Origin of the sequence: Streptomyces thermocarboxydus (assembly GCF_024760485.1) — a bacterium.
In the GTDB taxonomy this organism is placed as follows: Bacteria; Actinomycetota; Actinomycetes; order Streptomycetales; family Streptomycetaceae; genus Streptomyces; species Streptomyces cellulosae.
Map to the genome: position 1 here is coordinate 3,529,146 of NZ_CP058273.1, position 13,222 is coordinate 3,542,367.

Annotated in this window: 10 protein-coding genes; 7 read left to right on the forward strand and 3 right to left on the reverse strand. The window is 70.4% G+C overall.

Going from position 1 to position 13,222, the window contains the following annotated elements:
* The first annotated feature begins 42 nt into the window (after window positions 1–42).
* The 7 genes from AY578_RS16265 (at window position 43) to trxA (ending at window position 9,862) form a co-directional block, all read left to right on the forward strand.
* On the forward strand, window positions 43–2,457 hold the full coding sequence (locus AY578_RS16265) for a DUF6049 family protein (protein ID WP_026243903.1): 2,415 nt from the start codon (window positions 43–45) through the stop codon (window positions 2,455–2,457).
* A 44-nt stretch (window positions 2,458–2,501) separates the two neighbouring features.
* Complete coding sequence (gene murJ, locus AY578_RS16270; protein WP_028960856.1) at window positions 2,502–4,817, forward strand: murein biosynthesis integral membrane protein MurJ; 2,316 nt, start codon at window positions 2,502–2,504, stop codon at window positions 4,815–4,817.
* A 142-nt stretch (window positions 4,818–4,959) separates the two neighbouring features.
* The gene (locus AY578_RS16275; RefSeq protein WP_026243904.1) at window positions 4,960–6,660 is read left to right on the forward strand and encodes a protein kinase family protein; all 1,701 of its coding nucleotides are present in this window, start codon (window positions 4,960–4,962) and stop codon (window positions 6,658–6,660) included.
* Window positions 6,661–6,688: 28 nt separating this feature from the next.
* Complete coding sequence (gene sigM / locus AY578_RS16280; RefSeq protein WP_019525373.1) at window positions 6,689–7,414, forward strand: RNA polymerase sigma factor SigM; 726 nt, start codon at window positions 6,689–6,691, stop codon at window positions 7,412–7,414.
* Window positions 7,411–8,328, forward strand: a complete 918-nt coding sequence (locus AY578_RS16285) for an RsmA family anti-sigma factor (RefSeq protein WP_019525374.1) — start codon at window positions 7,411–7,413, stop codon at window positions 8,326–8,328. Before sigM ends, AY578_RS16285 begins: the two co-directional genes overlap by 4 nt.
* Window positions 8,329–8,523: 195 nt before the next feature.
* Window positions 8,524–9,492, forward strand: a complete 969-nt coding sequence (gene trxB / locus AY578_RS16290) for a thioredoxin-disulfide reductase (RefSeq protein ID WP_019525375.1) — start codon at window positions 8,524–8,526, stop codon at window positions 9,490–9,492.
* Window positions 9,493–9,529: 37 nt separating this feature from the next.
* Window positions 9,530–9,862 carry a thioredoxin gene (gene trxA, locus AY578_RS16295; protein ID WP_003991504.1) on the forward strand — a complete coding sequence of 111 codons (333 nt, stop codon included), beginning with the start codon at window positions 9,530–9,532 and terminating at the stop codon, window positions 9,860–9,862.
* Window positions 9,863–9,951: 89 nt separating this feature from the next.
* Here the strand turns inward: trxA and AY578_RS16300 are convergent, their stop codons facing one another.
* The 3 genes from AY578_RS16300 to AY578_RS16310 all read right to left on the reverse strand — a co-directional run bounded on the left by AY578_RS16300 (window position 9,952) and on the right by AY578_RS16310 (window position 13,061).
* Window positions 9,952–10,569, reverse strand: a complete 618-nt coding sequence (locus AY578_RS16300; protein WP_028960855.1) for a GNAT family N-acetyltransferase — start codon at window positions 10,567–10,569, stop codon at window positions 9,952–9,954.
* A gap of 318 nt (window positions 10,570–10,887) precedes the next feature.
* A complete protein-coding gene (locus AY578_RS16305) occupies window positions 10,888–11,988 on the reverse strand; it encodes a ParB/RepB/Spo0J family partition protein (protein ID WP_026243905.1) in 1,101 nt (366 codons plus the stop codon).
* Window positions 11,985–13,061, reverse strand: coding sequence for a ParA family protein (locus tag AY578_RS16310; protein ID WP_078504601.1), 1,077 nt, complete (start codon window positions 13,059–13,061; stop codon window positions 11,985–11,987). The genes AY578_RS16305 and AY578_RS16310 overlap by 4 nt, the downstream gene beginning before the upstream one ends.
* Window positions 13,062–13,222 lie beyond the last annotated feature (161 nt).

Sequence of the window (13,222 nt, forward strand, 5' to 3'; positions counted from 1 at the left end):
CATTCCGACGACCACTGACGACGACAAGGGACGGGCGAGCGCGTGGCCGAGGCGGCAGACTTCCAGGGGACCAGTCCCTCACCTGCCCGCCGCTGGTTGCGGCGCACCGGCGCCGTGCTCGCCGGGACGCCTCTCCTGGCCGGGCTCCTCCAGTTGCCGGCGGGGCCCCCCGCGGAGGCCGCGACGCAGGCCGCGCCACAGGCCGCCTCCGACGACGGTTCCGTGGCCGTCTCCGTGGACTCGCTCACACCGAGCGCCCCCTCAGAGAACGACACCGTCACTGTCTCCGGGACGGTCACCAACAAGGGCAAGAAGACCGTCACCGACGCCTCCGTCGGCCTGCGGGTGGGCTCGCTGCTGGACACCCGCTCGAGCATCGACACGGTCGCCAAGAACTCCGGCGACGTCGACAGCCCCCTCGGGGCGGAGATCGACGACAAGTACACCGAGAAGTTCTCCAAGCTCACCCCCGGCGTCTCGCAGCCCTACACGATCTCCGTGCCGGCCGACGAACTGGACCTGGGCAAGGACGGCGTCTACGACCTGTCCGTCACCCTCACCGGCGAGACCTCCGACCAGCCCTGGGAGCAGACGCTCGGCGTCCGCCACACGTTCCTGCCGTGGCAGCCGGACCAGCTGGACACCAAGACGAAGACGACCGTCATGTGGCCGCTGATCTCCACCGTCCACATGACGGCGGAGACCGGCTCCGACGAGGAGCAGACACCTGTCTTCCACGACGACGAACTCGCCGCGGAGATCTCCCCGGGCGGCCGTCTGGACCGGATGGTGGCCCTCGGCAAGGACCTCGACGTCACCTGGGTGATCGACCCCGACCTGCTCGCCTCCGTCGAGGCGATGACCACCCGCTACGAGATCCCCGGCGGGAACGCGGACGACAAGAACGCCGTCGGCGGCCACCAGGAGGTCGCCAAGCGGTGGCTCACCGAGGTGCAGAAGGCGGTGGCGGACAAGGAGGTCGTCGCGCTGCCGTTCGGCGACCCCGACCTCGCGTCCCTCGCCCACCACGGCACGTCGGTCACCGGCTCGCTGCGCCACCTCAAGGAGGCCACCGACGTCGCCTCCGACACCGTCGAGTCGATCCTGCACATCAAGCCCAGCACGGACTTCGCCTGGCCCGTCGAGGGCGCCGTCGACCCCTCCATCGTCAAGGTCTCCACCTCGGCCGGGGCCGACAAGCTGATCGTCCGCGGCGACACTTTCGAGACCGGCAGCGACCTCACCTACACGCCCACCGCGCCCCGCCCCATCGGCGGCGGCACCACGGCCGTGGTCGCGGACGCGCGGCTGTCCACCGTGTTCGAGGGCGACATGACCCGGGCCTCCGCCTCCACCCAGGCGGTGCAGCGCTTCCTGGCCCAGAGCCTCACCCTCGCCCAGCAGACGGACCGCCCGCGCAGCGTCGTGGTCGCCCCGCAGCGCACCCCGTCCGCCGCCCAGGCCCAGACGATGGCCGAGGCCGTCGGCGCCCTCCAGGACAGCACCTGGTCGCAGCCGCAGGACCTCACGGCGGCCGCGAAGTCCAAGCCGGACCCGGCCGCCGGCACCGAGGTGCCCCCGGCGTCCGCGTACCCGAAGTCGCTGCGCAAGCAGGAGCTCCCGCGGTCGGCCTTCGAGCAGATCGCCAGGACGCAGGACAAGCTCGACCGCTTCAAGGTGATCCTCTCCGACCAGTCCCGCGTGGTGACGCCCTTCGGTCGCGGCCTCAACCGGGGCATGGCGGCGTCGTGGCGCGGACGGCCGGCCGAGGCGGCGATCTACCGCAGCGGCGTCGAGACGTATCTGGACACGCTGAGCGGCCAGGTGCGGCTGATCGAGAAGTCGGAGACCAAGCTCTCCGGCCGCAGCGCGACGATCCCCGTGACCGTCCAGAACAACCTGGTGCAGGGCGTCGAGCACCTGGTGCTCCGGCTCACGTCCACCAACCCGACCCGCCTGCAGATCGACGGCAACGCCTACGAGGAGCAGCCCGTCGCCGTCTCCGGCGGCCACAGCCAGTCGGTGAAGTTCACCACGAACGCCAACGCCAACGGCCGGGCCACCGTGGTCGCCCAGCTGTACACGCAGGACGGCCGGCCCTACGGTCAGCCCGTCACGTTCGACGTGAAGGTCACCGAGATCACCGCGACGGTGATGCTGGTCATCGGCGGCGGTGTGCTGCTGCTCGTCCTGGCCGGCTTCCGGATGTACACCCAGCGCAAGCGCGCCGCGGCCCGGCAGGCCGAGGAGCGGGAGCAGGAGGACGCGGCGGACGAGGCGGACGCCGACGCCGACGCCGACGACGCGGAGAACCCCGAAGCCTCCGGGAGGCGTCCCACCGAGGAGTCCTCGTCGGACACCCGGGAGGACACCCCGGAGCAGCCGAGTGACCCGGCCCCGGACACCGCTCCGGAAAGCGCCGACCCGTCCGGCACGGGTGAGAGAGTGGACCGTTGAGAAGGTCGTGGCCGGTGGGCCAGGGACGATGAGGTGGGGTAACCATGAACGCGCCGTACGACGGTGACCGCGGCGACGCCGCGGCCAACTCGGGCCATCCCGAGTCGGACCCCGCCGGGGGTCCGCCGCCCGGGCACGACCAGGCGTCACAGCCACCCGCCGACCCGTACGTCCAGGACGCCTACGCCCAGGATCCCTACCGGGCGCAGGACATCGACGCCCAGGACCCGGTCGCCGAGGCGCTCTACGACCGGTCGGCGCACCCGCCGCCCCCGCCCGGCGCGCAGCAGCCGCAGCAGCCCCTCTACGGGCAGCCGCCGCAGTCTCCGTACGCGCCCGACCCGCGTGTGTGGGCCCGGACGCCGGCCCCGGAGCCGGACGGCCCCACGCAGCACCTGCCGTACGGGGACGACCCGCGCACCACCCAGTACGTCGGCGTGGACGACCTCGTCGGCGAGGCGGGGGAGCAGCGCCACGAGCCGGACGCCTTCGCGCATCTCTTCCGCGACCAGCAGCAGAGCGGCGCCTTCCCCGACCGGAACGGCGGCCAGGTCCGTCCCCAGGGGGGCACACACCCCGGACAGCCGGCGGGTGGCCCGCCCCAGTACGCCGCCGCCCCGGTGCCCGGACCCGCGTCCCCGACGCCCGGCCACTACGCGGGCGCCACTCCGCCCCCCGCGGCGGAGTCCTCGGCCCCGGAACCCGCTTCCGCACCCGCGCCGAAGAAGGGCGGCCGCGCCGGCGGCCTGCTGAAGTCCAGCGCCGTGATGGCGGCGGGCACGATGGTGTCCCGGCTCACGGGCTTCATCCGCTCTGCGCTGATCGTGTCGGCCCTGGGCCTCGGCCTGCTCGGCGACTCCTTCCAGGTCGCCTACCAGCTGCCGACGATGATCTACATCCTCACCGTCGGCGGCGGCCTCAACTCGGTGTTCGTGCCGCAGCTCGTGCGCGCCATGAAGGACGACGACGACGGCGGCGAGTCCTACGCCAACCGGCTGCTGACGCTGGTGATGGTGGCCCTGGCGGTACTCACCGCGGCCGCCTGGCTGGCCGCCCCGCTGCTGGTGCGCGCGCTGTCGAACCCCGTCGCCTCGGACCCCGCGGCCAACGACGTCGCCGTGACCTTCACCCGGTACTTCCTGCCCTCGATCTTCTTCATGGGCGTGCATGTGGTGATGGGTCAGATCCTCAATGCGCGCGGCCGGTTCGGCGCGATGATGTGGACCCCGGTCCTGAACAACATCGTCATCATCGTCACGCTCGGCACGTTCATCTGGGTCTACGGCACCGCCGCGGACTCGAAGATGCAGGTCTCGAACATCCCGCCGGAGGGTCTGCGGCTCCTCGGCATCGGCGTGCTGCTGGGTCTCGTGGTGCAGGCGCTCGCGATGATCCCGTACCTGCGGGAGACCGGCTTCCGCATGCGGCTGCGCTTCGACTGGAAGGGCCACGGCCTCGGCAAGGCGGCGATGCTGGCCAAGTGGACCATCCTGTTCGTCCTCGCCAACCAGGCGGGCGCGCTGGTCGTCACCCAGCTGTCCACCGCCGCGGGCCTGGACTCGGACGTCGAGGGCACCGGTTTCGCCGCCTACGCCAACGCCCAGCTGATCTGGGGTCTGCCGCAGGCCATCATCACCGTGTCCCTGATGGCCGCGCTGCTGCCGCGCATCTCCCGCTCGGCGGCGGAGGACGACGCGGGAGCCGTCCGCGACGACATCTCCCAGGGCCTGCGGACCACGGCCGTCGCGATCGTGCCGATCGCCTTCGGCTTCCTCGCGCTCGGCATCCCGATGTGCACCCTGATCTTCGGGTCCTCGGGCACCAGCGAGGCCACCAACATGGGCTACATGCTGATGGCGTTCGGCCTCGGCCTGATCCCCTACTCCGTGCAGTACGTGGTCCTGCGCGCCTTCTACGCCTACGAGGACACCCGGACCCCCTTCTACAACACGGTCATCGTGGCCGCCGCGAACGCGGTCGCCTCCGGCCTCTGCTTCCTGGTGCTGCCGGCCCGCTGGGCCGTCGTCGGCATGGCCGCCTCGTACGGCGTCGCCTACGCCCTCGGGGTCGGCGTCGCCTGGCGCCGGCTGCGCAAGCGGCTGGGCGGCGACCTGGACGGCGCCCGGGTGCTGCGGACCTACGCCCGCCTGTGCATCGCCTCCGTCCCGGCCGCCCTGCTCAGCGGCGCGGCCTGCTACGGCATCAGCAACGTGCTGGGCCAGGAGGTCCTCGGTTCGTTCGCCGCGCTGCTCGGCGGCGGGGCCGTCCTGCTGGGCGTCTTCTACGTCGCCGCGCGCCGGATGCGCATCGAGGAGGTCAACTCGCTGGTCGGTATGGTCCGGGGACGCCTGGGACGCTGAGGCGGGGGGTAGGCGCACAACCATCATCGGCCCCCGCGTGTCGTGCATAGCGGCGGACTGTGGGCACAATTGGGTTCGGCGTCGGACTGCGCGCGACGGACGCCGGGCCGACGCGCAACGGATGGGGAGGCAGGGAACGACGGTGGCGGAACGGAGCACAGCTGCCGTCGACGTGGCAGACAACAGCGGCGAGCAGTCGCTGACCGCGGAGGCGGACCAGTCCACGGCCGACGGGGTGGCCAAGAACCGGGAGCGGGACACGGACAACGACGAGGCACAGGAGAGCACCGGGACCGAGGGTCCCGCGACGACCTCGCCGCCGGAGCTGCACAGCGGCCACAAGCTGGCCAGACGCTACCGCCTTGAGGAGTGCGTCACCCGTCTGGACGGGTTCAGCAGTTGGCGTGCCGTGGACGAGAAGCTTCGCCGTGCCGTCGGCGTGCACGTCCTGCCCGCGGACCACTCGCGCGCCCGGTCCGTGCTGGCGGCGGCCCGCTCCTCGGCCCTGCTGGGCGACCCGCGTTTCGTCCAGGTCCTCGACGCCGTCGAGGAGAACGACCTCGTCTACGTCGTCCACGAATGGCTGCCCGACGCCACCGAGCTGACCACCCTCCTCGCCTCCGGTCCACTGGAGGTGTACGACGCCTACCAGATGGTCAGTCAGGTCTCGAGCGCCATGGCGGCGGCCCACCGTGAGGGCCTCGCCCATCTCCGCCTCAACCCCAACGCCGTTCTGCGCACCTCGACCGGCCAGTGGCGCATCCGCGGTCTCGCCGTCAACGCCGCGCTGCGCGGGGCCGCCTCGGACACCCCGCAGCGCACGGACACCGAGTCGATCGGCGCCCTGCTGTACGCGGCGCTGACCCAGCGCTGGCCGTACGAGAACGACGCCTACGGGATGTCAGGTCTGCCGAAGGACATCGGTCTGATCCCGCCCGACCAGGTCCGGGCCGGCGTCCACCGCGGTCTGTCCGAACTGGCCATGCGCGCCCTCGCCAACGACGGCGCCACCGCTTCCCGCCACGAGTCGCCGTGCACCACTCCCGAGGAGCTGGTGAAGGCGATCGGCGAGATGCCCCGCATCCGTCCTCCGGAGCCCGCTTTCACCGCCCCGCCGGACTACCAGCGCACCACGTACCAGCAGGGCTCCTACGGTCGCCCCGCCGCCTCTCCCCGCGTCACCCAGCCGACTCCGGTGCCGCCTCCTCCGCTGCAGAGCCGCACCGGCAAGGCGCTGAAGTGGGCCGTGTCGGCGCTGCTGATCGCCGCGCTGGGCCTGGGCAGTTGGCAGCTCGCGGACGCGCTCATGGACCAGGGTGGCAAGGGCGACGACACCACCAACACCCAGACGACGGACGGCGACGACAAGAACGCACCCAAGCCGGTGCGCGGAAAGCCGATCGCCATCTCGGAGCTGCACGACTTCGACCCGTTCGGCGCGGACGGCTCCGAGTACCCGGAGAACCTGCCCAAGATCCTGGACGGCGATCCGCAGAGCTACTGGCAGACCAGCTACTACGCGAGCTCCGACTTCGGCCGGCTGAAGCCGGGTGTGGGAGTCGTCGTCGACCTCGGCAAGGCCCAGGAGGTCGGCAAGGTCGACGTCACCTTCATCGGCAGCACGTCCGTCGAACTGCGTGCGGCGCCCGGGGACGCGGAGTCCCGGCCGACCTCCTTCGACTCGTACGACAAGGTCGCCGAGGGGTCGGGCACCACGGTCTCCCTCGCGCCCAAGGACACGGTGAAGACCCGCTACCTCCTGGTCTGGCTGACCGAGCTGCCCATGCAGGCCGACGACGGCCAGTGGCGTGGCCGGGTCGCGGACATCAAGGTGACCAGCTGAGGCCGGCTGCGTCGAGGGAGGGGATCCGATGGCGGACGGCGCCGCATACGACGGAGTGAGCGACCAGGAACTGCTCACCCGGCACGTCGAGGGCGACGCCGACGCCTTCGGCGAGATCGTGCGGCGGCACCGCGACCGGCTCTGGGCCGTGGCCCTCCGGACGCTGGGGGACCGCGAGGAAGCCGCTGACGCCGTCCAGGACGCACTCGTCTCCGCCTACCGGGCCGCCCACACCTTCCGCGGCCATTCGGCCGTCACGACATGGCTGCACCGCATCACGGTGAACGCCTGCCTGGACCGCGCCCGCAAGGCCGCCTCCCGGAAGACCGCGCCGGTCGACGACACCGAGCGTCTGGAGCAGCTGCTCGAGCCGCACGAGTCGGCCTCGGCGCCCGCGGAGCGCAACGATCTGCACCGGCAGCTCATCGAGGCGATGGGCACCCTCCCTCCCGACCAGCGGGCCGCGCTCGTCCTGGTGGACATGCAGGGCTACCCGGTCGCCGAGGCGGCCCGCATCCTCGACGTGCCCACCGGAACGGTCAAGAGCCGGTGTGCCCGCGGCCGCGCGAAACTCCTGCCCCTGCTCACCCACCTGCGCCCGGGAGGCACCGGTGAGGAGGACCACAGAGGCGGCGGACGGAACCGGAAAGGGGGGACATCCGTCCCACCCGCAGCGGGTCCACGGCGACCGGACCCACCCGACACAGGATCGAACGACCCGGCTGCAGTGAAGGGCGGAGGTGGGCGAGCGTGACGTCGACGACCGACAAGGCGGAACACCCGGACGTCGCGGAGATCTCCGACCTCACCGAAGGTCTCCTCCCGGCGGACCGCAGGGACGACATCCGCAGGCATCTGGACCGGTGCGAGCTCTGCGCCGACGTCCACGCCTCCCTGGAGGAGATCCGGGGACTGCTCGGCACGGTTCCCGGTCCGCCGCGCATGCCGGCGGACGTCGCGGGGCGCATCGACGCGGCGCTGGCCGCCGAGGCCCTGCTGCACGCCACGGCCCCCGTGACCGACGGCGACGACGAGAACGTCACCGCCCCGGCAGCGGCGGCCGACGGGGAACCGCTCCATGTTTCACGTGAAACATCGGCGCCCTCCTCCGACCGTCCCGCGGGCCGCCCCCGCTCCTCGGCCACAGGGCCGGGCCGCAAGCCGCGCCTGCGTGGCAGGAGCCGCCGGGCCGTCCTGGGGGCGGCATTCGCCGTGGCCGCTCTCGGTCTCGGCTCCGTGGTGCTGTCGCCGCTGAACGGTGGCGGGGGACCGGACGACGAGCAGCGGACGACGACCGCCGCAGACACCTTCTCCGCGGGCAGGCTGGAGAAGAAGGTCGACGATCTCCTCGCACGCAGCCCGGAGCAGAACAAGGGAGCCCGCTCCCCCCATACCTTCGGCACGGAGTCGGACTCCTCCGCTGCGAACCCCAGGGTGCTGACGAAGCCCGAGGTCCCGAAGTGCGTCCAGGAGGGCATCGGCCGCAACGACGCCGCGCTGGCCACCGAGCAGGGTGTGTACCAGGGCAGGACCGCTCTGCTGGTCGTACTGCCCGACGCCTCCGACGCCACGCGGGTGACCGCCTATGTCGTCGACGCGACCTGCGTGGAGAACACCTCTCCGTCCACCACCGCGAAGGTGCTGCTGAAGCATTCCTACGCGCGCTGACCGCGGACGCGTGGTCTTGGCTCTGCGTGGTATCCCGTACGGTGTGTGGCCCCGGCGTGCCCGCCGGAGCGCCTTCCGCGTGTGCCCGGGCACGGCGGGAATGCGGGCCCCTTAGGATCCGTTGGGTGGGGTGAGAGTTCCGAAAGAAGCTCCCACCGGTCGAATGACGCCAGACCAGAGACGAGGAATTCAGCCGTGAGCGACGTCCGTAACGTGATCATCATCGGCTCGGGGCCCGCCGGCTACACGGCGGCGCTCTACACCGCCCGTGCGTCGCTGAAGCCCCTCGTGTTCGAGGGCGCTGTCACCGCCGGCGGTGCGCTGATGAACACCACCGAGGTAGAGAACTTCCCCGGATTCCAGGACGGCATCATGGGCCCGGAGCTTATGGACAACATGCGGGCCCAGGCGGAGCGCTTCGGCGCCGAGCTCGTTCCGGACGACGTCGTGGCTGCTGACCTGACCGGTGAGATCAAGACCGTCACGGACACCGCCGGCACGGTCCACAAGGCCAAGGCCGTGATCGTGACGACCGGTTCACAGCACCGCAAGCTCGGGCTGCCGAACGAGGACGCCCTCTCCGGGCGCGGTGTCTCGTGGTGCGCCACCTGTGACGGCTTCTTCTTCAAGGACCAGGACATCGCCGTCATCGGCGGCGGTGACACCGCCATGGAGGAGGCGACCTTCCTGTCGCGCTTCGCCAAGTCGGTGACGATCGTCCACCGCCGTGACACTCTGCGCGCCTCCAAGGCGATGCAGGAGCGCGCTTTCGCCGACCCGAAGATCTCGTTCGTCTGGGACAGCGAGATCGCGGAGATTCTGGGCGACCAGAAGCTCTCGGGGCTGAAGCTGCGCAACGTCAAGACCGGTGAACTCTCCGACCTGGCGGTGACCGGCCTGTTCATCGCGATCGGTCACGACCCGCGGACCGAGCTCTTCAAGGGCCAGCTCGATCTGGACGAGGAGGGCTACCTGAAGGTCGACGCACCCTCGACGCGCACCAACGTCACGGGCGTCTTCGCGGCCGGTGACGTGGTGGACCACACCTACCGCCAGGCGATCACCGCGGCCGGTACCGGCTGTTCGGCTGCCCTCGACGCGGAGCGCTACCTCGCCGCTCTCGCCGACGAGGAGAAGGCCGAGCCCGAGAAGACCACTGTCTGACCCCTCTCCCCACGTACCAACGATTAAGGAGCCCGCCGTGGCCGGCACCCTGAAGAACGTGACCGACGACTCCTTCGAGCAGGACGTCCTCAAGAGCGACAAGCCCGTCCTGGTGGACTTCTGGGCCGCCTGGTGCGGTCCGTGCCGTCAGATCGCTCCGTCCCTCGAGGCCATCGCTGCCGAGTACGGAGACAAGATCGAGGTCGTCAAGCTCAACATCGACGAGAACCCGGGCACGGCCGCCAAGTACGGCGTCATGTCCATCCCGACCCTGAACGTCTACCAGGGTGGCGAGGTCGCCAAGACCATCGTCGGTGCCAAGCCGAAGGCCGCGATCGTCCGCGACCTCGAGGACTTCATCGCCGAGTAATGCGGTGAGCCGCCACCACGGCGGTGCATGTTTCACGTGAAACACGAATGGGCCGACCCTCTTGGGTCGGCCCATTCGTGTGAGCGGAGTCAGAGCGGACGCAGGGCCGGCTCCTTCTGCACGGCCCCCAGCAGCCGGTCGAGCGCCATCTCCACGTCTTCCTTCCAGGAGAGCGTCGACCTCAGCTCCAGACGCAGCCGCGGATAGGCGTGGTGCTGACGGACGGTCTTGAAGCCCACGGCGAGCAGATGGTCCGCGGGGAGCACACAGGCCGGTTCCTTCCACCGGGCGTCGCCGAAGGCTTCGATCGCCTTGAACCCTCGGCGCAGGAGATCCTTCGCCACCGTCTGCACGATCACGCGGCCGAGGCCCTGTCCTTGGTAGTCGGGCAGGATGAACGCGGTCATCAGCTGGACCGCGTCGGGGGACACCGGGCTGGTAGGGAACGCCATGGAACGCGGCACATAGGCCGGAGGCGCGTAGAGGACGTAGCCGACGGGGACCTCGTCCACATAGACGACGCGACCGCAGGAGCCCCAGTCGAGCAGGACGGCCGAGATCCACGACTCCTTCTCCAGCGCCGCGGTGCCCGCCTTTACCGCTGCTTCGCCGCTGACGGGGTCGAGCTCCCAGAAGACACACGACCGGCAGCGCTGGGGGAGGTCCGGAAGGTTGTCCAGCGTGAGCGGTACGAGCCGACGGCCCATGAAGGCTGTTCCTCGCTTCCTTCGCCCGCTGCCACACGGGCGGCGGTCAGAGCACTCCGTTCTCTGAGCAGGCTGCCGATGAAGCCGCTGACGACGCCCACCCCCAGCCCTGCGCTCATCAATCCGGTGCGGCTCGTCATTCGCATGGCCCCTGCCTAGCTCTCAGAGGTGTTGCCGGGTGGATGCGCCATATACGAACGCATCGTATCCACGAAGCGATTCCCTCGATACCGGCACAAGGCAAAGGGCGGACCGTGTTCCGGTAGGTACCGGACACGGTCCGCCCTGGCGACTGTCAGACCAAGCGGAGCCGACTTCTCAGGAGTCGGTCTCCTCGGTGTCGTCCTCGTCCACGAGGCTGTTCTGGAGCACTGGGCCCTCTCCCGGGGCGAGGGTGCCGAGGATGCGCTCCAGGTCCTCCATCGAGGCGAACTCGACGGTGATCTTGCCCTTCTTCTGGCCGAGGTCGACCTTCACCCGCGTCTCGAAGCGGTCGGAGAGTCGCGTCGCCAGTTCGGACAGGGCCGGGGAGACCCGGGCGCCCGCGCGCGGCCCCTTGGAGCGCTGAGCCTTCTGCGGCCGCGAGCCCATCAGGGTCACGATCTCTTCCACGGCCCGCACGGAGAGGCCCTCGGCCACGATGCGGTGGGCCAGCCGGTCCTGTTCCTCGGAGTCCTCGACGGAGAGCAGCGCACGGGCGTGTCCGGCGGACAGGACTCCGGCGGCCACACGACGCTGCACGGTCGGGGACAGCTTCAGCAGACGGAGGGTGTTGGACACCTGCGGCCGGGACCGGCCGATGCGGTCGGCCAGCTGGTCGTGCGTGCAGTTGAAGTCCTTGAGCAGCTGGTCGTAGGCGGCGGCCTCTTCCAGCGGGTTCAGCTGCGCGCGGTGCAGGTTCTCCAGCAGCGCGTCCAGGAGGAGCTTCTCGTCGTCCGTGGCGCGCACGATCGCCGGGATGGCCTCCAGACCGGCCTCGCGGCAGGCGCGCCACCGGCGCTCACCCATGATGAGCTCGTAGCGGCCGCCGCCCACCTGTCGTACGACGACGGGCTGGAGCAGACCGACCTCCTTGATGGAGGTGATCAGCTCGGCCAGGGCGTCCTCGTCGAAGACCTCACGGGGCTGCCGCGGGTTCGGCGTGATGGAGTCGAGCGGGATCTCGGCGAAGTGAGCGCCCATCGGCGCGGCCGGCACCGAGGGGTTCGCCGTCGCGGTGTCTTCTGTTTCACGTGAAACAGAGGCCAGGGTGGCGACCTTCGCGGCTGCCACTCCGCGCTCGTTCGGCAGCACCGGGACCGCTGCGGGCGACGGGGAGGCCGTCCCGCCCAGTGCGGCCGGCGGCACCGTCTTCTCTGTCGGGGCAGCGGGGATCAGTGCTCCGAGCCCACGACCCAGCCCCCTCCGTCGCTCACTCACTGCACGCCCTCCACCATGTTCGGATCAGTCTGCTGTGCGCCGATGTGTGCCTGCGACGCGTCGTACCGGACGCCGACGCCCCTCAGCGCGATCTCGCGTGCCGCCTCGAAGTACGAGAGAGCACCGCTCGATCCAGGATCGTAAGTCAGCACCGTCTGTCCGTAGCTCGGTGCCTCGGAGATACGGACGGAGCGGGGAATGCTGGTGCGCAGAACCTCGTCGCCGAAGTGGGTGCGCACCTCCTCGGCAACCTGGGAGGCGAGCCGGGTCCGGCCGTCGTACATGGTGAGCAGGATCGTCGAGACATGCAGGGCCGGGTTGAGATGGCCCCGCACCAAGTCGACGTTCCGCAGCAGCTGCCCGAGGCCCTCCAGTGCGTAGTACTCGCACTGGATCGGGATGAGCACCTCCTGGCCGGCCACGAGCGCATTGACCGTGAGGAGGCCGAGCGACGGCGGACAGTCGATGAGGATGTAGTCCAGCGGCTGCTCGTAGGCCTGGATGGCCCGCTGCAGCCGGCTCTCCCGCGCCACCAGCGACACCAGCTCGATCTCCGCACCGGCGAGATCGATGGTGGCGGGGGCACAGAAGAGGCCCTCGACATCGGGGACGGGCTGGACGACCTCGGCCAGAGGCTTGCTCTCCACCAGTACGTCGTAGATGGAGGGCACCTCGGCGTGGTGGTCGATCCCCAGGGCGGTGGACGCATTGCCCTGCGGGTCGAGGTCGATCACCAGGACGCGGGCGCCGTGCAGAGCGAGCGAGGCGGCCAAGTTGACGGTGGTCGTCGTCTTCCCGACACCGCCCTTCTGGTTGGCGACCACGATGACGCGGGTCTGCTCGGGTCGCGGCAGCCCCTCACCGGCACGGCCCAGAGCCTCCACCGCCAGTTGGGCAGCGCGACCGATGGGAGTGTCGTCCATCGGAGGCGGTGTTTCACGTGAAACATCCGCCCCCATCGATTCGGTACGGGGACCGGGGACCGGATCGGTCATCGGTCCCGCGATGTTGGCGTCGGACCGCAAGGATTCACTCTCCTCGACTTCAGGCTCGCAATGAACAGAGCCTCCCATGCCTTCGGGGTCGCGAACCAGTGAGGCCTGACGTTCTGTGGAGAAATCCACCTCTGTGGACATCTCCGTGCCCCGTGAGGGGGGAGGCGACTCGCGTGGAGCAGAGTTCTCGCCGAGGGAGCCCAGGGGCTTCCGTTCACGAGGTTCGGCCGCAGCGCGGC

Excerpts from the sequence above, each read along its gene's own strand:
- sigM (WP_019525373.1), top strand. The coding sequence starts at position 6,689 with ATGGCGGACGGCGCCGCATACGACGGAGTGAGCGACCAGGAACTGCTC.
- AY578_RS16310 (WP_078504601.1), bottom strand. The coding sequence starts at position 13,061 with ATGGGAGGCTCTGTTCATTGCGAGCCTGAAGTCGAGGAGAGTGAATCC.
- murJ (WP_028960856.1), top strand. The coding sequence starts at position 2,502 with ATGAACGCGCCGTACGACGGTGACCGCGGCGACGCCGCGGCCAACTCG.
- AY578_RS16300 (WP_028960855.1), bottom strand. The coding sequence starts at position 10,569 with ATGGGCCGTCGGCTCGTACCGCTCACGCTGGACAACCTTCCGGACCTC.